Genomic DNA, 24,578 nt, shown 5'->3' with positions numbered 1-24,578 from the left:
TCGCATCCGACGCGAGCCTTGCCCTCCCGACCCGCCGCCCCCTCCTGTCGTGGACGCTCCAGAGGAAGACGAGGAACCCCGCCATGGCCTACACCGACGCATCGCTGGACGCCCTGCGGCGAACCGGGGACGAACTCGCCGATGCCACCGTCGCCGCACTCTTCGCCCGCGGAGAGGTGGGCACGTTCAACACCCTGATGCGGTACGTCTCCAACGCCGGCACTCCCCTGCCGGACGGTCTGCCCGACGTCGCACGCGAGTACCTCGAATCCACCCGCACCCCGCCGGCCTGGGTGGACTGGGCGGAGATGGAGAAAGCCCGGCTGTTCTTCATCGACAACAACGTGCACATCTCCACCGCGCTGTCCTTCGCCTCCATGCCCGCCTGCTACGTCGTCCCGCACGTGGCGAAGCTGCTGTCGGCCAGTCACGGTCTGAAGTACCCGTCCAAACGGATGGCGGAGACCGGGCAGTTCACCGTCCATCTGATGCAGCCCGACGCCTTCGAGTCCGGCAGCCGCTTCATCCCGGCCGCCCAGAAGGTACGCCTCCTGCACGCCGCCATCCGCCACCACCTCACCCGCGAGAACCGCTGGGACACGGCGGGGCTCGGAACGCCGATCTGCCAGGAGGACATGATCGGCGGGCAGATGTTCTTCTCCCTGCTCGTCCTGGACAGCCTGCACCGCCTCGGCATCCACATGTCGACCGAGGGCGCGGAAGCGTACTACTACGCGTGGCGCGTCGTCGGCGCCATGTTGGGCGTCGACCAGGACGCCGTCCCCCGGACCCTCGACGAGGCCCGCCAGTTCCTCGACCTGTACATGGTCCGGCACATGGGCCCCTCCGAGGAAGGTGCCCATCTGACCGAGCAGCTGATCGACCTCTACGAGGAGGTGGTGCCCGGCACCTTCTTCGACCCCATCGTCTCCGCCCTCATCCGCCACCTCATCGGCGACACCTGCGCCGACTGGCTCCATGTGCCGCGCACCTCGTGGGACACCGTCGTCAAGGCCGTGCCCCACCTCCTCGGCGTCCTGGAGACCATCGAGGACCGCTCCCCGCTCGGCGCCTGGGCCCTGAACCGCCTCGGCCACCTCACCACGGTCCTCGAACTGTCCTCCCTCACCCGTGGACGCGTCATGCACTACGCGATCCCCGAAACACTCAAGAAGGACTACGGCATCACCGGCGTACCCCGCACCCACCGGTGGACCCCACCGACCCCCACCGTCTGACGCCCCGCCCCTTGGCGATTCAGTATTTTGACATAGGTTTCTTTTCATAGGTAACTTGGTGCCATGACCGGAATCAGTGAGGCTCCTGCGAGCCAGGGCGTCGACCAGGTGGCCGCGGGCCTCGTGGCGTGCCTGCCCACACTGAACCGGTACGTCAAGCAGAGCATCGACCGGCGACTGCCCCATCTCAGTCTCCCCGAGCGGCAGTTGGCCCTGCTCCAGTACGTCGCCGAGCACGCCGACGCGACCGTCCACGAGGCGGCCGAAGCGCTGCGGATGATGCCGAACAACGTCAGCGCCCTGGTCACCCGCCTCACCGACGCGGGTCTGCTGGAACGCCACCAGGACGACATCGACCGGCGTGTCGCGCACCTGCGTGTCACCGCCAAGGCGCGTCAGCGCATCGTCCAGGCCGAGGACGTCGCGGCGCGACAGCTCGCGGCCGCGCTGCGTACCCTCACGGACGGCGACCGCGACGCCCTCGGCTCGGCGCTCGGCGCTCTCGAGGCTCTCACCCGGCGCCTGCGCGACCACTCCGCCGCCTGACCGTTCGGTTCGGCCGCCGTACGCCTACTGCCCTTGCCGCTGCTGCGGCAGGGCTGGATGTGCTGCCCCTGCGCAGCCTCCACTCACGGCTCGCCCCCACATGTCCACGCGCCCCAGCCGCGCGCCGCACGTCCCGAGGACAGCTCACACATGTCTGTCACCGCTGTTTCCACAGCGCCCACGCCCGTATCCCACCGCCACCCCCGCGGTCTTCGCGCCAATCCCTGGCTGACGCTGATCGCCGTCGGGCTCGGCCTGTTCATGGTCGGCCTCGACGGTTCCGTCGTCTCGATCGCCAACGCCGAGATCGCTCGCGACCTGAACGCCACGACCGCCGAACTGCAGTGGGTCACCAACTCCTACCTGCTCGCCCTCGCCGCCGCCCTCATCCTCGGCGGCAAGCTCGGCGACCGCTTCGGGCGCCGCACGGTCTACCTCGTCGGCGTCGTCGGGTTCACCGTGGCGTCCGTCGCGATCGGCCTCGCCGGCTCGGTCGAGGGTGTCATCGCCTTCCGGGCCCTGCAGGGCCTCTTCGGCGCGATGCTCATGCCCAACACGCTGGCGTTGCTGCGTGCCGTGTTCCCGCCGAAGAAGTTCGGCATGGCGGTCGGCATCTGGGCGATGATCTCGTCCGTCGCCACCGCGCTCGGCCCGATCGTCGGCGGACTGCTCGTCCAGCATGTCAACTGGGAGTCCGTCTTCTACATCAACGCCCCTATCGGCGTGATCGCCCTCGTCTTCGGTCTCGTGGTGCTGCCGCAGTCCAGGAACGAGGCGGCGGCGAGCGAGAAGTTCGACGTGCCCGGTGTCGTCCTGCTCGCGCTCGGACTGATCGCCGTCGTCTTCGGCGTCGTCAAGGGCGAGACGTGGGGCTGGACTTCGGCCGGTACCCTCGGCGCGATCGTCGGCGGTGTCGTCGTCCTGGTTCTCTTCGGCTGGTACGAGACCCGCGTCGCGCACCCTCTCCTGCCGATGCGGCTGTTCCGCAACCCGGCCCTGACCATCGGTGTGTTCGTCACCGCGCTGAACTTCTTCGTCCTGCTCGGCGCGATCTTCTTCGTGATGCTGTACCTGCAGAACGTGCACGGCTTCACGCCCGTCGAGTCCGGTGTGCGGACCCTGCCGCTGAGCCTCGCCTCCATGGTGGCCTCGCCGCTCGGCGCGAAGCTCACCGAGAGGTTCGGGCCGCGCCTGACCATGCCGCTCGGGATGGTGCTCCAGGCCGGCGCCGCGTTCACGATGCTCGCGTGGAGCGCCGACTCCTCGTACGCCGCCATGTGGCCGCCGTTCGTCGCGCTCGGTCTCGGCGTCGGCATGGTGATGGCCGCGTCCTCCGACGCGATCGTCGGCAACGCCCCCGTCAAGGACGGCGGTATCGCGGGTGGCCTCCAGGCCACCTCACTTCAGGTCGGCGGCGCGCTCGGCACCTCGGTGCTCGTCTCCCTCATCAGCAGCCGTGTCGGCTCCACGCTCACGGACTCACTGACCGACGCGGGCGTGCCCCACTCGGCGGCCGCGCGCTTCGAGGAGGCGAAGGACGCGGTCGCGATGGGCGTCGCCCCGGTCTCCGACGCGATGCCGGCCCAGCTCAGGGCGGCCGTGGTGGAGGGCAGCCACACCGCGTTCATGAACGGCGTCCACACCGCCGTCCTGGTCACCGGCGTCCTCGCCCTGGTAGGCGCCGCTCTGGCTGCGTTCGGCCTCCGAGGCCGGGAGGACGGGACCCAGGAGAACACCGAGCACGACGCGAAGGTGCCGAGCCCGGCCGCTGTCCGGTCCTCCACCGGCGTCCCGGTCAGCGGGCACGTCATCGGCGCCGAGTCGGCACCCGTGCCGCGGGCGGTCATCACCCTGATCTCGCTGGACGGGCGGCAGGTGGGCCGCATGGTGGCCCACTCGGACGGTGCCTACGCGGTGGACGCGCCGGGACCGGGAAGCTACGTGCTCATCGCCTCCGCCGAGGGCTACCAGCCGCAGGCGTCCACGGTCGTGGTCGGCGGCGAGCCGGTCTCGTACGACATCCTGCTCTCCGGCACCAGCGGCCTGGTCGGCACGGTCAGGTCGGCCGGCCTCGGGAAGCCGGTCGCCGGCGCCATGGTGGTCGCGGCCGACGTGCGCGGCGATGTGCTGGCCTCCGGGCTCTCCGACACGGACGGCACCTTCGGCTTCGCGGAACTGGTGCCCGGCCAGTTGACCCTCGCGGTGACCGCGGCCGGCCACCGGCCGCTCGCGCTGCCCGTCGAGATCGCCGCGCAGGGCGTCACCAGGACCGAGCTCGAACTCTCCCCCGGCCTGCACGTGCGGGGCCTGGTCCAAGCCGCGGGCCGACCGCTGAACGACGCGCGGGTCACGCTCATCGACACGGCCGGCAACGTGGTGGCCACCGCGACCACCGGCGAGGACGGCGGCTATGCCTTCACCGACCTCGACGGCGGCGAGTACACGGTCACGGCGGCCGGCTACCCGCCGAAGGCCACCCAGGTGACCGTGCACGGCTCCGGTGTGGAAAGCCACGACATCGAGCTCTCCCACCCGGGCGAGTGACACACGCCGGGCCGGACACGCCCTTCCGTTCAGGCGTGTCCGGCCCGGCGGCAAGCTGCCCAGTACAGCGGCAGGGGTGGCCCGTACCGTTGGACGCCGTCGGCTACGTCGCCCCTCCCGCTCTCAGTCCTCGGCGACCCGAATGATCGTGCGGCCGGGGACACGCTCTCGCGAGGTGAACGCGGCTGGCGCGTCGGCAAGCGACCGCACCGCACCGACGCGCACCCGCAGCCGGCCGTCCCGCAGACGCCGGGCGAGGTCGGCGAGGCGTACGCGGTCGGGTTCCACGACGAAGAACACGGCCTGTCCGTCGTCGGGGCGCACGGTGGGCTGATGCGCGATGCTGACGAGCGTGCCACCGGGGCGCACGAGGGTGGCCGAGCGGTCGAGGATGTCGCCGCCGATCACGTCGAACACGACATCGACCTGGCCGATGTCTTCCCACCGGTCGGCCTCCAGGTCGAGGAACGCGTGCGCGCCCAGGCCAAGGACGGTGTCCCGGTCGGCGGAGCGGCCCGTGCCGACCACGCGGGCTCCCGCTTCGTGAGCGAGCTGGACGGCGATCGAGCCGACGCCGCCGGCGGCTCCGTGGACCAGGACGGTCTGGCCGGTGGTGAGACGGGCGTGGTCGAACAGGCCCTGCCAGGCGGTCAGTCCGGAGATCGGCAGTGCGGCGGCCGCCGCGTGGTCGACGTCGGCGGGGAGCGGGGCGAGGTTGCGGGCTTCCACTGCGACGTACTCGGCGAGCGAGCCGTTGCGGGTCCAGTCGGTCGGTCCGAAGACTCGCTGGCCGACGGTGAGGCCGGTGGTTCCGTACCCGAGTTCCGTCACCACCCCCGAGACCTCGTGGCCGGGCACGCTCGGCGTGCGGTCGCGGCCGGCACGGTCGGTCCAGGTCGCGGGCCAGTCGAGCTCGCCTCGGGTGAAGCCGGCGGCGTGCACCCGGACGATGACGTCGTTCTCGGCGGCATGGGGGTGGGGAAGATCCTCCAGGGTCAACCCCGTGAGCCCGGCCTCGCGACCCCGGACAGTGATGGCGCGCATGAGCGTTCCTTTCTCAGTGTGTGGGGTGGGCAGTGCAAGACGCAGCGATGGCGTAACTCGATTTCGGCTGCTGCCCGGTCATCGCGGCCAGGGAGCATCGATGACGCGCTCCACCATGGACGTACGGCGAAAACCGGGAAGGAAGTGTTCCAGAATATCCGCGTTGACGGTCCCGTAAGTGGTGTCTGGGCGGTTTTTGAGGCCGTCTACGAATGCCTGCAGGAATTCCTTCTTGAAATCGCCCCGCGGGTGAACGGCGACGATCTCGTCCATCTGGTCGACTTCCAGCGTGTCCATCCCCCAGCCGATCGCGTCGGTCAGCACGCCGTAGTTCGTGGCGGCGACCTCGGGCTCCATGCGGCCTGGAATCCCCGGCGTGGTGTGCAGGGCGATCGCCTTCCAGGCGACCTCGGCGGCGCTCTCGGAAAACCCGCGGTCGAGCAGGAACTTCCGCGCATGGTCGGCGCCGTCCAGCTCGAAGCGCTGCTGCGTCTCGGAGAACGGGATCACAAGGCCCGCGTCATGGAACATCGCCGAGATGTAGAGCACCTCGGGATCAGGCAGAAGGTCCCTTGCCCGCGCGTGCAGAGAGCCGAAGAGAAATACCCGCCGGGAGTGGTGGAAGATCAGGGGGCTCGTCCTCGCCCGAAGAAATTCCGTGGCCTCCACGACAGCCGATGTCTCGGGTATCTCCACCCCTGCGATGATGTCCGTCATGACGTCCCTGCTTTCCGATGCGATGCGCTGCGAGGGGACCGTGCGTCCGTTCTCCACACTGCCGACCACACGGTCCGCGGCGCCGCCTCCGTCCGGCCATGAACCCCTCGAATCCGGTCATCCCAGGGTGGGCCCGTGAGCACCGACCCGCACCGGGTGGCCGTCCTCGTCTACCACGGCGTCAAGCTGCTGGACGTCGCCGGTCCCGCCGAGGTGTTCGGGGAGGCGAACCTGCTCGGCGCCGACTACCGGATCGCCCTGGTGTCGACGACGGGCGCCGATGTCACCTCTTCGATCGGCATGCGGATCGCCGTCGACGGCAGCGCCACCACGCAGCCGGATCCCGACACGTTCCTGATCCCGGGCGGAGACGTCTATCCCAGGACCCCCGTGACGCGCGAACTCGCCGAAGCGGCCAGGGAGCTGGCGGGGCGCGCCGGCCGAGTCGCCTCGGTGTGCTCCGGTGCCTTCGTCCTCGGCGCGACGGGCCTTCTGGACGGCAGACGGGCGACCACCCACTGGAAGATCACCGGCGAACTCGCCGCCCGGCACCCGAAGGCACGCGTCGAGCCAGACGCCATCTACGTGCGCGACGGCACTGTCTACACGTCAGCGGGCGTCACAGCGGGAATCGATCTCGCGCTCGCCCTCGTCGAAGAGGACCACGGTCCCGACATCAGTCGGCAGGTGGCGCGCTCCCTTGTGGTCTATCTGCATCGAGCGGGCGGCCAATCGCAGTTCTCCGCTCCCCTGCAGGGCCCGCCGCCCCGGTCTCCCGCCCTGCGCCGGGTCGTAGACCTGGTCACGGCGGACCCGGCCGGCCCCTACTCCCTGGCCGAACTGGCGGGGCGGCTCAACGTCAGTACGCGTCACCTCACCAGGCTGTTCCGCGAGGAACTGGGCACCACGCCGGCCCGGTACGTCGAGTCGATCCGCTTCGACATCGCGAAATCCCTTCTGGATCAGGGGTACACCGCCACGCAGACGGCGTCCATGGCCGGTTTCCCGAGTTACGAGAGCCTGCGCCGCGTCTTCGCCCGGGAGTTGTCCATCAGTCCCGCCGCCTACCAGCGCCGGTTCGCCACCGCGCGGCGCGAACAGGCCGGGTAGCGTCCGGGCGGCGGCGACAGCGTCGGTGCGGGTTCGTCGCGGTGGCTGCGACCCCGCCGTACCGGGGCCCGCGGTTCGGTGAGTCCGCGCGCTTCATCCCGAGCCGACGGGCGTCGTCGTGGGTGCTACGGGGATGGGATTCGGACGCGTTGTCGGTCACAGTGTTCGTACTCGGTCAAGGGGGAAGCCGTGGCGGGGGAAGGAAGACCGTCGGCGGAAGCCGATCTGTTCGCACTGGAAGCCGTCGTCGTGGGGCAGCCGAAGCGTTCGCGGTGGCGCAGGGACGCGGGACCGGCGCTGGCCGTCTCGACCGTGGAGGGAACCCTTCTCGCCCATGTCACACACACCGACGACACGCACTCCCTCCTCACGAAGGCGTCCGGAGAGTGCCTCGTCCGTATCGAGCGGTTCCGGTCGGCGAGGTTCCGCTTCACCGACGACACGGCACGGGAGGTCGGCACCGCGCGTGCCGGACACTTCATCAAGACCTGGCAGCTGAGCCTTGAGACGGAGCAAGGACGCCGGCTCCTCCTCACACGGCGGGGCCATCTGTCCACCGAATGGCAGCTCACGGAGACCGATCCGCATCGCAGTCCAGCACCGGATGTCCTCGGCCGGGTCACGGCGAGTACCCACGACACGTGGATCGGGTTGCAGCAGTACGTTGTCGAAACGGCCCCCGGCCTGGACGCATCGGAGCGGCGGACCGTCATCGCCTCGGTCGTGTGTCTGCACCTGCTCCGTCGCCCTCCGGGCAGTAGCAGCGCTTGATCGCGCGGCCGGGTTGCCAGACGAGTTGCTGACCTTGAGTGGTCCGGTCGTCGCCGCCCACACCCCAGCCCCCCTTGCCCGGCCGGCCCAGCCGCGCCCAAGCAGGCGTAAACACACCCCCCTCATGTAACGCTCAGGTTACGAAACCCCCCTGCGCCCTTCCCCGCCTCGCGATCCCGGTCTACGTTCCAGCGAAAACCAACCACATGGTAACTGTTGGCGTCAGGAAGGCACTCGACGATGACCGAACTCGCTCCCGGATTCCTCTGGGGCGCATCCACCGCACCGCACCAGATCGAAGGCAACAACCTCAACAGCGACTTCTGGGCGAACGAGGGACGCATCCCGGGCATGGAGCGCAGCGGCGACGCCTGCGACAGCTACCACCGGTACCGCGAGGACATGCGGCTGCTCGCGGACGCCGGACTCAACGCCTACCGTTTCGGCATCGAGTGGGCGCCGCATCGAGCCCGTCCCCAGCCTGGTCTCGCGCGCCGAACTCGCTCACTACCGGCGCATGATCGACACGGCGTTCGAGCTCGGTCTGACGCCGGTCGTGACCCTGCACCACTTCACCAGCCCGCTCTGGTTCGCCCAGGAGGGCGGCTGGCTCGGCGAGCGCGCGGTCGACCGGTTCCGGACGTACGTCGAGACGGTCGCGCCGATCCTCGAAGGCGTCGAGTGGACCGTCACCATGAACGAGCCGAACATGCTGGCCATCATGGCCGGCATGGCGCGGGCCCTGCAGAACCCGCAGGCCGACGGGGAGTGGCAGAGCCCCACCCTCGACAACGAGGGTCCGCGTCCGCCGCTGCCGGCCCCCGATCCGGCCATCGGCGCGCGGTTCGTCGAGGCGCACCACGCCGCGCGGGAGGTGCTGCGCGAGCGCACCGGCGCCAAGGTCGGATGGACGGTCGCCAACCGCGCCTTCGTCGCCCGTCCCGGGGCGGAGGAGAAGAAGCGGGAGCTCGAGTACATCTGGGAGGACCTCTACCTGGAAGGGGCGCGCGGCGACGACTTCGTGGGCGTGCAGTCGTACTCCAGCCAGTGGGTCGGCCCGGAGGGCATCGAGCCCTACCCTCCGCACCCGGACAACACGCTCGTCGGGACCGCCTACCGGCCCGACGCCCTGAGCATCGCGGTACGGCACACCGCCGAGGTCACCGACGGCCTGCCGATCCTGGTCACCGAGAACGGCATCGCCACCGGCGACGACAGGCGCCGTATCGCCTACACGGGCGAGGCCCTGGAGCATCTCGGCAAGGTGATCGCCGACGGGGTGGACGTACGCGGCTATCTGCACTGGAGCCTGCTCGACAACTACGAGTGGGGCCACTGGGCGCCGACGTTCGGCCTGGTCGCGGTGGACCGCGAGACCTTCGAGCGCCGACCCAAGCCCTCGCTGGCCTGGCTGGGCGAGACCGCCCGCCGCGGCCGGATCTGACCGCACCGCACTCAGAGGACGCATCGTGCAGATATCCGTACCCGACGTCTCGTCGAAGTCCCTGACCGAACTCGTCTCGCTGTCCGGGCGGCGCGCCGTCGTGACCGGCGCGGGCCGGGGGCTCGGCCGGGCCGTCGCCGAACGGCTGACCGAGGCGGGCGCGGACGTGCTCGTCGCCGACATCCAGCACGAGCTCGCCACGGCCGTCGCCGAGGACCTCGGCGCCCGGGGTCAGGGCCGCGCCCTGGCCGCCCCTCTTGACGTCACCGACCCCGACAGTGTCGTGGCCGCCGCCGACCTCGCGGTCCGGGAGCTCGGCGGGATCGACATCTGGGTGAACAACGCCGGGGTCTTCCCCAGCGTCCCCGCGCTGGAGATGTCCGACAAGGCCTTCGACGAGGTGTTCGCCGTCAACACCCGCGGCGTCTTCCTCGGCTCCCGGGAGGCCGCGCGCCGGATGAGCGAGGCCGGGCGCGGGGGCGTCATCGTCAACGTCGTGTCCACGGCCGGGTTCCGCGGGACGGCCCCCGGGCTCGCCGCGTACGTCGGCTCCAAGCACGCGGCACGCGGCCTCACCCGTCAACTCGCCCTGGAGTTCGCCCCGTTCGGCATCCGCGTGCTGGGGGTCGCACCGACCTTCGTGCCGACCGAGGGGAACATGGCGGCGGCCGCGGCGGCCGGGGTCCCCTTGGACTCCGAGGCGCTCCTCTCCGTGATGAGGCCAGGGCCCCTCGGCCGGCTCGGTGTGCCGGACGACATCGCCCGGGTGGTGCTGTTCTGCGCGAGCGACCTCTCGGCCTTCATGACGGGCAGCACGCTCCTCGCGGACGCCGGTGAGACGACGTAACCGCACATCGCCCCGACCATCCCGACCACACCGAGCCCCCGGTAGGAACTCCATGCTCTCGCCCCGTACCACCCCCACCCGCGACCTCGTCGGCCTCGACGGCCTGTGGCGGTTCGCTCCCGGCACCCGCGCCGGCGCCACCCCCTGGGCGTCACGGCTCGCCCCACCGCTCGAAGTGCCCGTGCCCGCCAGCTACAACGACCTGTTCGTGGACCCGGAGATCCGGGACCACGTCGGAGTCGTCTGGTACCAGCGCGACGTGCGCGTGCCACGCGGCTGGACCGGCGAGCGCGTGGTCCTGCGTTTCGGCTCGGTCACCCACGCCGCTCAGGTCTACGTCGACGAGCGGCTCGTGGCCGAACACACCGGCGGCTACACGCCGTTCGAGGCGGACCTGACCGATGTCGTCGAGCCCGGCGCGGTGTTCCGGCTGACGGTCGGCGTCGACAACCGGCTGACGAACGTGACGATCCCGCCCGGCACCGTCATGACAGGGCCCGACGGCCGCGAGCGGCAGTCGTACCTGCACGACTTCTACAACTACGCGGGCATCGCGCGCCCGGTCCGCCTGTACAGCACGCCGACGACCTTCGTCGAGGACGTCACCGTCGTGACCGGACGGGACGCCGCGGCCGGTACCGTCGGCTACCGCGTGGAGGTCGCCGGCGAGCACGCCGACACGGTCACCGTGCGGGTGCGCGCGGTGGACGAGGACGGACGGACCGTCGCGGAGGGAGACGGCCCCGAGGGCGCCCTGCGCATCGAGGACGTCACGCTCTGGCAGCCGGGCGCGGCCTACCTCTACGACCTCGTCGTGGAGTTGGCCGTGGACGGCGAGACCGTCGACAGCTACACCCAGCCCTTCGGCGTCCGTACCGTCGAGGTGCGCGGCACCGACTTCCTCATCAACGGCGAGCCCTTCTACTTCACCGGCTTCGGCAAGCACGAGGACACCCCCGTCCGGGGCAAGGGCCACGACGACGCCTACCTCGTCCACGACTTCCAGCTCATGCAGTGGACCGGCGCCAACTCCTTCCGCACCTCCCACTACCCCTACGCCGAGGAGGTCCTGGACTTCGCCGACCGGCACGGCATCGTCGTCATCGACGAGACCGCCGCCGTCGGCCTCAACCTGGGGGTCCAGGGCGGTCTCACCGGCGTGCCGCCGACCCCGACCTTCGCGCCGGAGAACTTCGGCGGGGCCACGCGGGACGTCCACGCCCAGCACCTGCGGGAGTTGATCGAGCGGGACAGGAACCACCCGAGCGTGGTGATGTGGTGCCTCGCCAACGAACCGGCCTCCAACGAGGACGGCGCGCGTGACTACTTCGAGCCGCTGGTCGAACTGGCCCGCAAGCTCGACCCGACCCGGCCCCTCACCTACGCCGCCGTCATGTTCGCGACCCCGCAGAACGACCAGATCGGCGACCTGTTCGACGTCCTGAGCATCAACCGCTACTACGGCTGGTACCTGTTCACGGGCGACCTCGCGACCGCCGAGGGATATCTGGAGCAGGATCTGCGCGGCTGGGTCCAGCGCTTCGGCAAGCCGGTCATGATGTCCGAGTACGGCGCCGACACCCAGCCCGGCCTGCACTCCGTCTGGGACACCCCGTGGAGCGAGGAGTACCAGAGCGACTTCCTCGCCATGTACCACCGGGTGTTCGACCGCATCCCCGAGTTCGTCGGCGAGCACGTGTGGAACTTCGCCGACTTCCAGACCTCGCCCGGCATCCACCGGGTCGACGGCAACAAGAAGGGGGTGTTCACCCGCGACCGCAAGCCGAAGTCGGCGGCGTTCGCCCTGCGGGGGCGCTGGCTCGGACTGGGCGGCCGAAAGCCCGGGCAGGTCGCGGCCGACTGACAGCTGCGACTGCGTGCCGCGCGCTGTCGGCGTCGGCGCTCTGGACACAGGTTCAGCAGCGGCGGTGAGGGGGCCGCAAGACGCGCAGGGGCGTCCTCACGGAATCCCGGCGCCGTGGCCCGATGCCGTCCGCAGGTCCCGGGGCCGTACGGCGACCCGTCATCGGCGACGTACACCGACCGGTCCCGCGGCAACGTCCGGCCCGCGTCGACCGCGACCGGGTCCCCCGGCGCCCAAGACGGCCGGTGTTCCAGCCCCGCCCAGTCCGACCCGCACCCCGGGTGCCGCGAGCCCGCCTTCTCCCCCACGGGTTGCCACCGCCCGCCCCTAGCGATCATGTGACAAAGGAGTCCTCATGCCTCACGACGACCCGGACGTCAGCGTGGTGGTTCCCCTCGCGAAGACAGCACCGCAGGACGCCGTGGGGGGTCCCAGCGAGCCCCCCGCCGCGCCCGAGATCGAGGCACCGCCGCTGCGGAGGGTGGGCAGGGGCTATCTCCTGTGGCTGATGACCGCCAGTTTCGGTGGCTCCCTGGCCCTCATGGTCCCCCTGTCCTACTCGCTCGCGGTGCGGATCGACGACCTCGCCCCCGGGCACGAGGAGCAACTCGGGTACGTCACCGGCTCCGCCCAGGTCGTCTACCTGGTTCTCAGCCCCCTGATCGGCCTCTGGAGCGACCGGACCCGTTCCCGGCTCGGCCGCCGGACCCCCTTCATGATCGGCGGCACTCTGCTCGGCACCATCGCGCTCGTCGGGGTCGCCCTCGCGCCGTCCGTTCTCCTGCTCGGCCTGGCATGGGTGCTCGGCATGATCGGCTGGGCCACGACCGGGCAGGCCATCCAGAACGTCCAGGCCGACCGGGTGCCCGAGGAGCAGCGGGGCCGGGTCTCCGCCCTGACCAGCGTCATGACCCAGATCGCCCCGGTGGTCGGCATCGGCCTCGCCTACGCGGTGGCCTCCAGCACGTTCCTGGTGTTCCTGGTCCCGGGCGTCCTGGGCGCCGCCCTGGTGGTGCTCTTCCCGGTGTTCAGGCCCGAGGGCGACTCCCGCGCGCTGGTGCACACCGCCGGCGTGACGCTGCGGAGCATGGTCACCAGCTACGGCTTCAACCCGCGCAAGTACCCGGACTTCGGCTGGAACTGGCTCGGCCGCTTCGTGTTCTTCATGGGGCTGTACTTCAACACGACGTTCGGCACCTTCTTCTACGCGCAGCGGCTCGACCTGCCGGTCAAGGAGGTCGCCGGGATCGTGGCGGTCATCGGGACCATCGGCGTGGTGGCCGCGGCGGGCGGCGCCATCGGGGGCGGCTTCCTCTCCGACAAGCTCGGCCGGCGCAAGCTGTTCGCCCTGATCGGCTCAGCGGTGTTCGTCGCCGGGGCCGTCACCGAGGCGTTCGCCCACTCGCTGCCCCAACTGGTCGTCGGCGCCGTACTGATGCAGTTTGCCATCGCGGTGTTCGGCGCCGTCGACCAGGCGATCGTGTTCGCCGTCCTGCCGGACCGGGCCGAGGCGGGCCGCTACCTCGCCGTCGTCGGTTTCGCGCAGAAGATCCCCAGCGCCGTCGCCCCGCTGATCGCCCCGCTCGTCATCACCCTGGGCGTCGGCGCCGGGGGCGAGAAGAACTACACCCAGCTCTATCTGATCGGCGCGGTCCTGGCCCTGGTCGGCGGCCTCATCGTCAAGTTCAAGATCAAGTCGGTGCGGTAGCCGCCGCGCGCGTCCCGGCGTCCCGGCGTCCCGGCGTCCCGGCGTCCCGGCGTCCTGAGAAGCATCCCGTTCCACCGAGTTCCGAGAAGGCACCCCATGCTCGACGCACCGTACGACCTGGCCATCGACAGCGGCGGGGACGCCTTCCCCGTGTCCGGGCCCACGCCCCGGCTGTCGTGGAAGCCGCCGTCGGACGCGGCACGCCCGGTGTCGTACGAGGTGGAGTGCGCCGTCGACGACGAGGCGCATCCCGCCGTGACCACCGCCGTGGGCGGGCACCGCTTCCTCCCCTGGCCGTGGGCGGCGCTGGACAGCGGGCGCCGAGTGGTCTGGCGGGTCCGGGCGCTCGACACCGACGGCAGCTCGCCCTGGTCGCGATGGCACACGTTCGAGAGCGGTCTGCTGGCCGCCGACTGGCGGGCGCGGTGGATCAGTCCCGCCGAGTCCGGTGACCGCGGCTACGGCAGGCGGCCCGCGTACGTCCTGTCGGCCCGGTTCGCGGCACGCTCCGGGGTGCGTTCGGCGCGGCTGTACGCGACGGCGCTCGGGGTGTACGAGGCGTACGTCAACGGCGTGCGGGCCGGCACCGCGGAACTGTCGCCGGGGTCCACCTCGTACGACCGCACGCTCTACGCCCAGGCGTCCGACGTCACGTCCGCCCTCAAAGCGGGCGACAACCGCTTGGAGTTCCTGCTGTCCGACGGCTGGTACCGGGGCCAGGTCGGCGCCTTCCGCCTCCCGGCCGGCTGGGGCACGGTGCCCGGAGCGCGGGCCGAACTGCACCTTCTCTACGAGGACGGCGCTCGGCAGGTCGTCCGCACCGACGGGACGTGGACGAGCGCCGAGTCGGCCATCACCCGGGCCGACCTCATGGACGGGCAGACCACCGACTTCCGCGTGCGCCCCGGGACCGGGCTACCAGTCCTCGTCGACCAGGTGGAGGCACCCCCGGTCGACTGGTCGCCGGCACCCCCGGTGCGAGTGGTCGAGTCCCGCCCGGCGCAGTCGGTCGAACAGCTCGAAGACGGCGTGTGGATCGCCGACTTCGGCCAGAACGCCTCGGGGTGGATCGCGCTGGGCGACCTCGGACCGGCCGGCACCCGCACGATCGTCGATCACGGCGAACACCTCGGCCCCGACGGCGACCTGACGACCGCTCACCTGGACTCCACACGCCCCGGCCAGGCCCCGATCCCCTTCGTCCAGCGCGATGTCGCCGTCTCCGCGGGAGGGGGCGAGACGTTCGAGCCGCGTCACACCGTGCACGGTTTCCGGTACGCCCGCCTCCGGCGCGACGGCGCCCCGCTCGACCCGGCGAGCCTCGTCATGCGGGTCGTCCACTCCGACCTGCGCCGCACCGGCACTTTCGCGTGCGGTCACGCCGACCTCGACCGCCTCCACGAGATCGCCGAGTGGAGCTTCCGCGGCAACGCCGTCGACGTGCCCACGGACTGCCCGACCCGCGAACGCCTCGCCTGGACCGGCGACTACCAGGTCTTCGCCCCCACCGCGACACGCCTGTACGACGTCCTGGGGTTCAACCGCAAATGGCTGCGCTCCGTGCGCGACGACCAGCTGCCCGACGGCCGGGTCGCCAACTTCTCACCGGACGGGCGCCGTATCAAACACCACCTGGACGACCAGTTCGCCATGATGACCGGCTCGGCCGGCTGGGGGGACGCCGTCGTCGCCGTCCCGTGGGAGCTGTACGAGTCGTACGGCGACCGGGAGATCCTCGCCGAGAACTGGGAGGCGATGGTCCGCTGGGTGGAGTGGGCCCTCACGACCGCCCGCACCGCCCGCCATCCGTCCCGGGTCGAGCGTTCGGCTGCACCGCTGCCGCACGAGCAGTACCTCTGGGACGGTTCTTTCCACTGGGGAGAGTGGACCGAGCCCAAGGCGAGGGCGGCCGACGGCACCCGTGTCGACCCGGTCAAGGACGATCCCGTCGCCTGGTTCATGGCCGACAAGGGCGAGGTCGGCACGGGGTTCCTGTACCGCTCGACGGCGACTGTGGCCCGCGTCGCCCGGGTGCTGGGGCTCGGCGAGGAGTCGGACCGCTACGCCGTGATCGCCGAGCGGGTCCGCGACGCCTGGCGTACGGAGTTCCTCTCCCCCGACGGACGCACCGCCGGCGACACTCAGGCCGGTTACGTTCGTGCGCTGTCCCTCGGGCTCGTCCCCGAGGAACTGCGCGAGGCCGCCGCCGCGCGGCTGGTCGAGCTGATCCGCGCCGCCGGCACCCACCTCACCACCGGCTTCCTCTCGACCGGCGATCTGCTCCCCGTCCTGGCCGACTCCGGCCACGCCGACGTCGCCTACGAGCTGCTCCTCCAGCGCACCGCACCCTCCTGGCTGTACATGCTCGACCGCGGCGCGACCACCGTCTGGGAGGACTGGGAGGGCATCGACGACACCGGCACCGCCCACGACTCCCTCAATCACTACAGCAAGGGCGCCGCGATCCGCTTCCTCCACACCCACACCCTGGGGCTGCGGCAGACGCCCGGATCGATCGCCTGGGAGTCCTTCGAGGTGGCGCCGGTCCCGCACCCGTCCGTGCCGTGGGCCCGGGGCACCCACGAGTCCCCGCAGGGCACGATCGCCGTCGAGTGGCGCACGACCGGCGACACCCTCACCATCACGGTCGACGTCCCCCCGGCCACCACCGCCCGCGTCGTCTTCCCCGACGGCACGATCGAGGAGCCTGTGGGCCCCGGCAGGTTCAGCGCCACCGGACGCGTGGGGAAGGCGAGTTGAGACGGCCGGGGAACGTAACCGCCGACGGTGACGCCTCCAGCGGGCCCGTCGGCGGGGCACGGAGCTGACGCCGGGACCGGCCTCACTCAGATCCGCGCGTAACGCACGTGCGGCCGCGACCAGTTCGTCAGGGGACGTGTGCCACCGCGCGGTCGGCGTCCAGAGCCGCGATCACGCTGTACGGCTGGACGCCGGGCCGGCCGGGGCTCATTCTTCGGCCTCTGGCTCTGCGACCTGCGGGAAGGTCATCCGCATGAAGGCCCGGACCGGCCCGACGATGTCGAGATCCTGGTCCAGCAGCCACTGCAACTGCAGGCCGTTGAGCACGGCTTGGAGCAGCGTGGCCGCATGTTCGGGGGCGAGCGCCTCGTTCAGTTCTCCGCGCTCGGCCTTCCCGCTCATGCCTTGGGCGAACTGTTCGCGTCCCCAGGCATAGCGCTGCGCGAAGTAGTCGTGCGCGGGGTGCTCCGGGCGGGAGGCGGCCGCCGCGAGCTCGATCCACAGGCGCATCAGTTCGGGGGCCTTCTGGTGGTGGCGCAGCAGGTCGCCGAGGTAGGGCGCCAGATGGTCCATGTCCGGCACCTGTGACTCGGCGTACTGCCGCTCCTCGGCGTCGCGTTCGGCGAGCACGGCGGCCAGCAGGTCGTCCTTGTTGCGGAAGTGGTGCAGCAGCCCGGCGTGGGTGATGCCGGCCCGCTCGGCGATGTCGCGCAGCGAAGCCTTCGTGAATCCGTGTTCCGCGAAGCTCTCACGAGCCGCCCGGACGATCTCGGCCCGTCTGGCGGGGGTCTTAGTGTACGGGCCGCGGGCCTTGGCCTGGGTCACAGTGCGCTTCCTCTTCTCGAATCCCGCATCACGAATCTCAAAACCTTCCAAGGCTTAGCATTTCGATGCCTGCTCGGCAGTGTGGGTGGCACTCGTCGCGAGCGCAAGGGGCACACCGAGGCGATTTCGCGCCAGGTAACGCTCTGATTACGAACAGAGTCTCCCATCTTCCCGCACCTCCCGCCGGGGCTTACCTTCCGAGTGAAATCCAACCACGTGGTAACTGTTCACGCCACTGGACCCATCGGCGGATCCGCGACCGCCGCAGCGTCCTCGACCCACCCGCATGCCGGCCTCACGGGCTCCGCCGCACATCCCCACACGTGCACCGGCCCTCTCGTGCACCCGTGCATGACCGCACCGACACACCGACGCACTGACGAAGGCCTCGGCTCTTCAGGTTCCAGGACGAAGGAATCCACTCATGCGCATCCGCTCCTCGCACTCCCGGCCCAGCCCACGGCCGCGACACCGCTCGCAGGCCCTGACGGCCGCTGTGGCCGTCGCCCTGCTGGCAACGGCAACAGCGGCGTGCGACAGCACCCCGGCCGCCACGTCGGGCTCCGGCACCGACGCGACCCTCGCACTGTCCATCCTCGGCACACCCAACTCGTTCGACCCCGCCCAGCTCATCGAGGGCCAGCAGACCTACGTCTGGGACTCGATCTTCGACACGCTCCTCCTCCAGGACAACAAGGGCGAGCTGCATCCCGGCGCCGCGCAGAGCTGGTCGTACACGAAGGACGGGCGCACGCTGACGCTGAAGATCCGCCAGGGCATGAAGTTCAGCTCGGGCGATCCGGTGGACGCGAACGCGGTGAAGGCCACCCTGGAGCGCATCCGGTCGACGCCGGGTCAGAGCCAGCTGTCGCTGGCCTCCGTCTCCGCGGTCGAAGCCCCCGACGCCTCGACGGTGGTCATCAAGCTCAAGCAGCCCGACGCCTCGCTGCTCGGCGCCCTGTCGACGTCGCCCGGCGTGATCGGCGACCCGAAGACGATGACGAACAAGAGCACCACCCTGAACCCGGTCGGCTCGGGCCCGTACACCCTGGACACGAAGGCCACGGTCAACGGCTCCGTCTACGTCCTCAAGCGGCGCGACGACTACTGGAACAAGAAGGCCTATCCGTTCCGGACGGTCAAGATCCGCGTGATCACCGACCCGACCGCCTCGGCCAACGCCCTCAAGGCGGGCGAGACCAACGCCGGCACCGCCGACGTCTCCCAGCTGCCCGCCCTCAAGGCGGCCGGCTTCCGGATCACGCACGTGAAGGCCACCGCGGGCGCCTTCCTCGTCCTCGCCGACCGCGCCGGCACCAAGCTGAAGCCACTCGGCGACCTGCGCGTCCGCAAGGCCATCAACATGGCCTTCGACCGGCAGAAGATCGTCACACAGGTACTGCGAGGCTCCGGCAAGGCCACCGACCAGTTGTTCAATCCCCAGAGCGGGGCCTATGACGAAACGCTCAACAAGCTGTACCCCTACGACGTCGCCGGGGCCAAGAAGCTGCTTGCCGAGGCCGGTTACCCGAACGGCTTCTCCGTCACCATGCCGAGCCTGGTCTTCACCAAGAGCTTCGAGCCGATCTTCACGCAGGCGCTCGCCGACATCGGCATCAAGGTGACCTGGGAGCCGGTGCCCGCGCAGCAGACCGCGTCAGCCGTCGCGTCGGGCAAGTACCCGATGTTCCTGCTCGTGGAGGGCCTCGCCTCCGACGCGATCATGACCCGCAGCTTCTACACCCCGACCGGCTTCCGCAACGTGTTCCGCACCACCGACCCGAAGCTGACCGGACTCCTCGGCCGGGCCGCCCGGGAACTCGACCCGGCGAAGGCCGCCGGAATCTACCGGGAGATCAACGAGTTCGGCGTCGAGAACGCCTGGCTGGCGCCCGTCTTCTATCTCGGCAGCGACTGGGCCACCAAGAAGGGCATCACCTACCTCGGCGACGGCTCCTCCACGATGTCCACCATCCGCCAGTTCGGCGTGGCCGGCTCCTCGCAGCAGTCCGGAGAGTGAGTCCGCGCCCATGACGGTCTATCTGCTGCGGCGCCTGACCGCGGGCCTCGTGCTCGCGGTCCTGGTGACCATGATCACGTTTCTGCTGCTCAGCACGTCCTTCGACGACGTCGCGAGCAGCGTCCTCGGCAACGGCGCCACTCCGCATCAAGTCGCCGCGCAAAAGGCACAGATGGGCCTCGACCGGCCCGTGGCGGTCCAGTACGCCGACTGGCTCACGCACGCCGTCAGCGGCGACCTCGGCGCCTCCTACTTCACCAGCGAACCGGTCCGCTCGGCCATCACCGCCCGGCTGGGCGTCACCCTGTCCATCGTCGTGGTCGCCCTGTTGGCCACCTCGGTCATCAGCGTCGCGCTCGGCGTGGCCGCCGCCGCGCGCGGCGGCGCCGTCGACCGGTTCGCGCAGGGCGCCGCGATGATCGGTTATCTCGTCCCGAGTCTGCTCGTCGCCATCGCTCTGGTCTACGTGTTCGCCATCAAGCTGCATGTGTTCCCGGCCACCGGATACACGGATTTCAGCGAGAGCCCGAGCCGCTGGGCCGGCAGCATCGCCATCCCGGTGGTCGCCCTGATGATGGGCGGAGTCGCCAGTCTGACCTCGCAGATCCGCGGCGCCATGATCGGCGAACTGCGCAAGGACTACGTCCGCACGCTGCGCACCCGGGGTATCCCCACCCGCTCCATCGTCCTGCGGCACGCCCTGCGCAACGCCGCGGGACCGGCCCTCACGGTCCTCTCCCTGGAGTTCATCCAGATGCTCGGCGGAGCCCTGATCATCGAGCAGATCTTCGCACTGCCCGGCTTCGGTCAGTACGCGTTCAACGCCTCCCTGCAGGGCGACGTGCCGATCATCATGGGCATCAGCCTGTTCGGAGTGCTGCTCGTCGTGCTCGTCAACCTCGTCGTCGACCTGCTGGGCGGCTGGCTCAACCCGAAGGCGAGGATGGTCCGTTGACCACAGCGCGTACGGATGCGCGGCGCAGGCCGGCCCTGCGGCGCCTCCTCACCGACCCCCAGGCAGTGGTCAGCGCGAGCCTGCTGATCGTCGTCGTCCTGCTCGGTCTGCTCGCGCCGGTCCTCACCGATCACACTGCCAACCAGGCGAACCTGGACGCGGTCAACGCAGGCATCGGCGACCACGGCTACCTGCTCGGCGGGGACAAAAGCGGCCGCGACATCCTCGCCAGGCTCCTGTACTCCATCAACACCAGCGTGGTGTCGGCGCTCATCGGCGCGAGCATCGCCCTCGCGATCGGGATCACGTCCGGGCTGATCGGCGGATACTTCGCAAGGCGGGTCCGCGGTGTCACCGAATGGCTCTTCAGCCTGATCATGACGTTCCCCGGGCTTCTCCTGCTCATCATTCTGATGCCTGTCACCAAGGGCGACTACCGGGCCACGATGGTCGTCTTCGGGGTGCTCCTCTCTCCCGGCATCTACCGGCTCGTGCGCAATCTCGTCCTCGGCGTGAAGAACGAGCTCTACGTCGACGCCGCCCGGGTCTCCGGACTGCCCGACCGGCGCATCCTGCGACGGCACGTGTTCACCGTGGTGCGCGGCCCGGTGATCATCGCCACCGCGTTCCTCGCCGGTTCCTCCATCGCCGTCCAGTCGGGCCTGGCCTTCCTGGGCCTGGGCTCGAGCACCGTGCCCAGCTTCGGCGCGATGATCTCCGAGGGCTTCACCAACCTGTACGAGGAGCCACTGCAGTTCCTGTGGCCGAGCCTCGTGCTCGGGATCATCACCGCTTCGCTGGTACTCCTGGGTAACGCGCTGCGGGACGCCTTGGAGGGCGGGCGTCCCAAGCCGGTCCGGATCGTGACCGCCACCGGGTACCGGCCACCGGCCGCGGAGGGCGAGGCCGTCACCCAACTGCTCAGCGTGGACGACCTGGCGATCGCTTATCCGACCCCGACCGGCGAACTGAAGGAAGTCGTCAGTGGCGTCACCCTGAGCGTGGCCGCCGGGGAGACCCTCGGCCTGGTCGGCGAGTCCGGCTCCGGCAAGACACAGACCGCGTTCGCCGCGCTCGGGGTGCTGCCCGCCGAAGCGGTCGTCACCCGTGGCTCGATCCGGCTCGACGGCCGCGAGTTGCTCGGCCTGAGCGAGCGCGAACTGCGGGCACTGCGGGGCACGTCCATCGCGTACGTCCCCCAGGAACCGATGTCCAACCTGGACCCGTCCTGCACGGTGGGCGCCCAGCTCGTCGAGGGCGTGCGGGCCGCGACGCCCATGTCCAGGGGTGAGGCCCGCGAGCGGGTCCTGGCGCTGCTCGCCAGGTGCGGCATACCCGACCCCGAACGCACCTTCCGCTCGTATCCCCACCAGATCTCCGGCGGCATGGCACAGCGCGTTCTCATCGCCGGCGCCGTCGCCGGCGGGCCCCGGCTGCTCATCGCCGACGAACCGACCACCGCCCTCGACGTCACCGTCCAGGCGGAGGTCCTCGACCTGCTGCGTGACCTGCAGAAGGAGCTGAACATGGCCGTACTGCTCGTGACCCACAACTTCGGTGTGGTCGCGGACATCTGCGGCCGCGTGGCCGTCATGCGGGAGGGCACGGTCGTCGAGACAGGCGCGACGGAGCAGCTGTTCGCCGCGCCGAAGCACCCGTACACGCGGGGGCTCCTGAACTCCATCCTCGACGAGACCACGCTGCGCACCGACCCGCCGGCCGCCTCCGCGGACGCACTCGAAACGGAGAGGCGATGACATCAGTGCTGGAGGTGAGCGACCTGCGCGTCGCCTACCCGGGGCGGGGCTTCAGAGCCCGCCCGCTCGAGGTCCTGCACGGTGTGTCGCTCACCGTGGGGCAGGGCGAGACGCTGGGCGTCGTCGGCGAGTCGGGCTCCGGGAAGACGACCATCGGCCGCTCCGTGCTCGGCCTGGTCGCGCCCAGCGGCGGCACCGTCCGCTTCCAGGGGAACGACATCACCCGCGCCGGACGCAAGGAACGCCGTGCTTTGGCCCGGGACATCCAGGTGGTCTTCCAGGACCCGTACTCCTCCCTCAACCCGGCCCTCACCATCGGGGACATCCTCAGCGAACCGCTGGTCGTGCAGGGCACGGCGGCGGGTGAGGCCCGGCTCCGGGTGGCGGAGCTGCTCGACCAGGTGGGGCTGCCGAGGGATGCCTCACAGCGGCTGCCGCGGGAGTTCAGCGGCGGTCAGCGACAGCGCGTCGCGATCGCCCGCGCCCTCGCACCCGCCCCGCGGCTCATCGTCTGCGACGAACCCGTCTCGGCTCTCGACCTCACCACCCAGGCCCTCGTCCTCGATCTCCTCGTCGACATCCAGCGGCGCACCGGCGTCGCCTACCTGTTCATCTCGCACGACCTCACGGTCATCCGGCACGTCAGCCACCGCGTGAGCGTCATCCACCGGGGCGACATCGTCGAGACCGGACCGGCGGGCGAGGTCACCACGGCCCCCGAACACCCCTATACCCGACGCCTGTTGCTCGCCGCCCCGGTCGCGGACCCGACCGAACAGCGGCGGCGGCGCGAGGCGCGGCAACGTCTGTGACGTCTCGTGGCACCGCATCCCCGAGTACCGGAAGTCCGCTCCCTTTCGGACCGTCAGGCCTCGAGCGCGTCGATCAGCGCCTTGACCACGTCGTCCGTCGTGGCCGTGCCGCCGACGTCGCGGGTGAGGATGCCCGCACCGGTCGTGGCCTCGATCGCCTTGTTCAGACGCGCCGCCTGGTCGGGCAGACCGAAGTGCTCCAGCATCAGCGCGGCGCTGCCGACCGCGCCGATCGGGTTGGCCAGGCCCTGGCCGGCGATGTCCGGGGCGGAGCCGTGGACCGGCTCGAACATGCTGGGGAAGCGGCGCTCGGGGTTGAGGTTGGCGCTGGCGGCCAGGCCCAGGCTGCCGGCCAGTGCGCTGCCGAGGTCGGAGAGGATGTCGGCGTTGAGGTTGGAGGCGACGACGACCGAGAGGTCCTCGGGGCGCAGGACGAACTTGGCGCCGCCCGGGCCGATCGGTGTGCCGTCCTCCCGGGCCAGCATCGCACCGAGGGATTGCAGCATGCCCGCGGCGCCGTCGGTGGTCTGACCGATGCCGCGGCTCGTGGCCGTGAGCGGCATCTTGCGCCCACCCGGCAGCATGGCGAGTCCGCAGATGGCCGCCGCCTCGATGAGCACGATACGGCCGTGCACCGCGACCTCGGCCGTGACGGACCTGCCGTTCGGCCCGGTCACCGTGATCTTCTCGGGGCTGAACCGGCCCGCGCAGGCAGCGGCCACGCTCCCCTCTCCCCCGTCCGAGAGCGCGAGTCGGTCGACCTGGATCCGGGGAGCGGCCTCCAGCAGGCCGCGTTCCAGTGCGCGGGCGGCTTCGTCGGCGCTGAGGGAGCCCTTGAACTTGTCCGGGGATATCAGTACGGACACCATCAGGACGGCACCTCGGCGGTCTGCGGGGCGGGCAACGCGGCGACCGGCCGTACGTCTTCGGTCTCGGCCTCGGTTTCGGCCTCGGTTGTCAGAGGCGGCTCGCCCGCCTTGCCGGACAGCACCGCCCGGGCCCGCTCCAGATCGAGGCCGTTCTCCCACTTGGCGACGGACAGCGTGGCCACGGCGTTGCCGAAGAAGTTGACCAGCGCCCGGCACTCCGACATGAACTTGTCGATGCCGAAGATGAGCATGATGCCCGCCGCCGGGACGGAGCCGACCGTCGACAGGGTCGCGGTGAGCGCGATGAACCGCCACCCGCGACGCCCGCGGCTCCCTTGGACGTCAGCAACATGACGGCCGGCAGCCCGAGTTGCTGCCCCAGGGAGAGGGAGGTGTCGGTGGCCTGGGCGATGTACAGGGTGGCCGGCGAGAGGTGGATCGCCGCGCCGTCGAGGTTGAAGCTGTAGCCGGTCGGCACGACGAGACCGACCGTGGACCGCTCGGCCCCCATGAACTGCAGCTTGCGCATCAGCCCCGGAACCGCGGGCTCGGCGGTCGAGGTGCCGAGGATCAGCCAGAACTCCTCCTTGAAGTAACGGAAGAGCTGGAAGATGTCGAGCCGCCACTCTCGCCCGCGCCCGGTAGGTCTGAGGCCACCTCTTCCAGAGACACCCATCCATCCGACCTCTGCTTCGACTTTCTTCCACGCACCCCCCATTGACACTCCCCTACGCCTCCCCAATCATC

17 protein-coding genes and 3 pseudogenes are annotated in these 24,578 nt (G+C 70.5%); 15 read left to right on the top strand and 5 right to left on the bottom strand.

Annotation, left to right across the window (positions count from 1 at the left end):
- The first annotated feature begins 83 nt into the window (after positions 1–83).
- From M2157_RS46245 to M2157_RS46230, 4 genes and pseudogenes are all read left to right on the top strand, one after another.
- On the top strand, positions 84–1,238 hold the full coding sequence (locus M2157_RS46245; RefSeq protein ID WP_280868454.1) for an oxygenase MpaB family protein: 1,155 nt from the start codon (positions 84–86) through the stop codon (positions 1,236–1,238).
- A gap of 63 nt (positions 1,239–1,301) precedes the next feature.
- Entirely contained in the window at positions 1,302–1,784 is a 483-nt protein-coding gene (locus M2157_RS46240; RefSeq protein WP_280859522.1) for a MarR family transcriptional regulator, read from the top strand.
- A 150-nt stretch (positions 1,785–1,934) separates the two neighbouring features.
- Positions 1,935–3,491: pseudogene (locus M2157_RS46235) on the top strand (MFS transporter); the annotation flags it as partial.
- A gap of 45 nt (positions 3,492–3,536) precedes the next feature.
- A complete protein-coding gene (locus tag M2157_RS46230) occupies positions 3,537–4,328 on the top strand; it encodes a carboxypeptidase-like regulatory domain-containing protein (RefSeq protein ID WP_280859653.1) in 792 nt (263 codons plus the stop codon).
- Between the two features lie 123 nt (positions 4,329–4,451).
- Here M2157_RS46230 and M2157_RS46225 read toward each other — a convergent pair whose 3' ends face one another.
- Positions 4,452–5,372, bottom strand: coding sequence for an NADP-dependent oxidoreductase (locus tag M2157_RS46225; RefSeq protein WP_280868453.1), 921 nt, complete (start codon positions 5,370–5,372; stop codon positions 4,452–4,454).
- A gap of 78 nt (positions 5,373–5,450) precedes the next feature.
- Positions 5,451–6,089, bottom strand: a complete 639-nt coding sequence (locus tag M2157_RS46220; protein ID WP_280859525.1) for an HD domain-containing protein — start codon at positions 6,087–6,089, stop codon at positions 5,451–5,453.
- A gap of 135 nt (positions 6,090–6,224) precedes the next feature.
- Here M2157_RS46220 and M2157_RS46215 point away from each other — a divergent pair, with 135 nt between their 5' ends.
- From M2157_RS46215 to M2157_RS46185, 7 genes and pseudogenes are all read left to right on the top strand, one after another.
- The gene (locus M2157_RS46215; RefSeq protein ID WP_280859526.1) at positions 6,225–7,199 is read left to right on the top strand and encodes a GlxA family transcriptional regulator; all 975 of its coding nucleotides are present in this window, start codon (positions 6,225–6,227) and stop codon (positions 7,197–7,199) included.
- Between the two features lie 189 nt (positions 7,200–7,388).
- A complete protein-coding gene (locus tag M2157_RS46210) occupies positions 7,389–7,970 on the top strand; it encodes a hypothetical protein (RefSeq protein WP_280859527.1) in 582 nt (193 codons plus the stop codon).
- A gap of 240 nt (positions 7,971–8,210) precedes the next feature.
- Positions 8,211–9,414, top strand: a pseudogene (locus tag M2157_RS46205) (family 1 glycosylhydrolase).
- Positions 9,415–9,439: 25 nt separating this feature from the next.
- On the top strand, positions 9,440–10,261 hold the full coding sequence (locus M2157_RS46200) for an SDR family oxidoreductase (RefSeq protein WP_280868452.1): 822 nt from the start codon (positions 9,440–9,442) through the stop codon (positions 10,259–10,261).
- Between the two features lie 52 nt (positions 10,262–10,313).
- Complete coding sequence (gene uidA / locus M2157_RS46195; RefSeq protein WP_280868451.1) at positions 10,314–12,125, top strand: beta-glucuronidase; 1,812 nt, start codon at positions 10,314–10,316, stop codon at positions 12,123–12,125.
- A 355-nt stretch (positions 12,126–12,480) separates the two neighbouring features.
- Entirely contained in the window at positions 12,481–13,833 is a 1,353-nt protein-coding gene (locus M2157_RS46190; RefSeq protein ID WP_280859531.1) for an MFS transporter, read from the top strand.
- A gap of 96 nt (positions 13,834–13,929) precedes the next feature.
- On the top strand, positions 13,930–16,593 hold the full coding sequence (locus M2157_RS46185) for a family 78 glycoside hydrolase catalytic domain (RefSeq protein WP_280868450.1): 2,664 nt from the start codon (positions 13,930–13,932) through the stop codon (positions 16,591–16,593).
- Between the two features lie 207 nt (positions 16,594–16,800).
- Here M2157_RS46185 and M2157_RS46180 read toward each other — a convergent pair whose 3' ends face one another.
- Positions 16,801–17,418: a TetR/AcrR family transcriptional regulator gene (locus M2157_RS46180; RefSeq protein WP_280859533.1), complete on the bottom strand. Its 618-nt coding sequence runs from the start codon at positions 17,416–17,418 to the stop codon at positions 16,801–16,803.
- 424 nt (positions 17,419–17,842) lie between these two features.
- Between M2157_RS46180 and M2157_RS46175 the strand changes: the two genes are divergently transcribed.
- The 4 genes from M2157_RS46175 to M2157_RS46160 are packed head-to-tail and all read left to right on the top strand — an operon-like array spanning position 17,843 to position 22,962.
- Positions 17,843–19,438 (top strand): ABC transporter substrate-binding protein, encoded by a 1,596-nt coding sequence (locus M2157_RS46175; protein ID WP_280859534.1) that lies wholly within the window; start codon positions 17,843–17,845, stop codon positions 19,436–19,438.
- 10 nt (positions 19,439–19,448) lie between these two features.
- Positions 19,449–20,393 (top strand): ABC transporter permease, encoded by a 945-nt coding sequence (locus tag M2157_RS46170; protein ID WP_280859535.1) that lies wholly within the window; start codon positions 19,449–19,451, stop codon positions 20,391–20,393.
- On the top strand, positions 20,390–22,150 hold the full coding sequence (locus M2157_RS46165; RefSeq protein ID WP_280868449.1) for a dipeptide/oligopeptide/nickel ABC transporter permease/ATP-binding protein: 1,761 nt from the start codon (positions 20,390–20,392) through the stop codon (positions 22,148–22,150). The genes M2157_RS46170 and M2157_RS46165 overlap by 4 nt, the downstream gene beginning before the upstream one ends.
- On the top strand, positions 22,147–22,962 hold the full coding sequence (locus tag M2157_RS46160; RefSeq protein WP_280868448.1) for an ATP-binding cassette domain-containing protein: 816 nt from the start codon (positions 22,147–22,149) through the stop codon (positions 22,960–22,962). The genes M2157_RS46165 and M2157_RS46160 overlap by 4 nt, the downstream gene beginning before the upstream one ends.
- A 53-nt stretch (positions 22,963–23,015) precedes the next feature.
- Here M2157_RS46160 and M2157_RS46155 read toward each other — a convergent pair whose 3' ends face one another.
- Positions 23,016–23,831, bottom strand: coding sequence for an isocitrate/isopropylmalate family dehydrogenase (locus tag M2157_RS46155; RefSeq protein ID WP_280868447.1), 816 nt, complete (start codon positions 23,829–23,831; stop codon positions 23,016–23,018).
- Positions 23,831–24,453 (bottom strand): annotated as a pseudogene (locus M2157_RS46150) (cation:dicarboxylase symporter family transporter); the annotation flags it as partial. The gene M2157_RS46155 and the pseudogene M2157_RS46150, both read right to left, overlap by 1 nt.
- Between the last annotated feature and the right edge of the window lie 125 nt (positions 24,454–24,578).

The sequence above is a fragment of the Streptomyces sp. SAI-127 genome (assembly GCF_029894425.1).
GTDB lineage: Bacteria > Actinomycetota > Actinomycetes > Streptomycetales > Streptomycetaceae > Streptomyces.
This window is presented reverse-complemented; position numbering and strand designations above follow the sequence as displayed.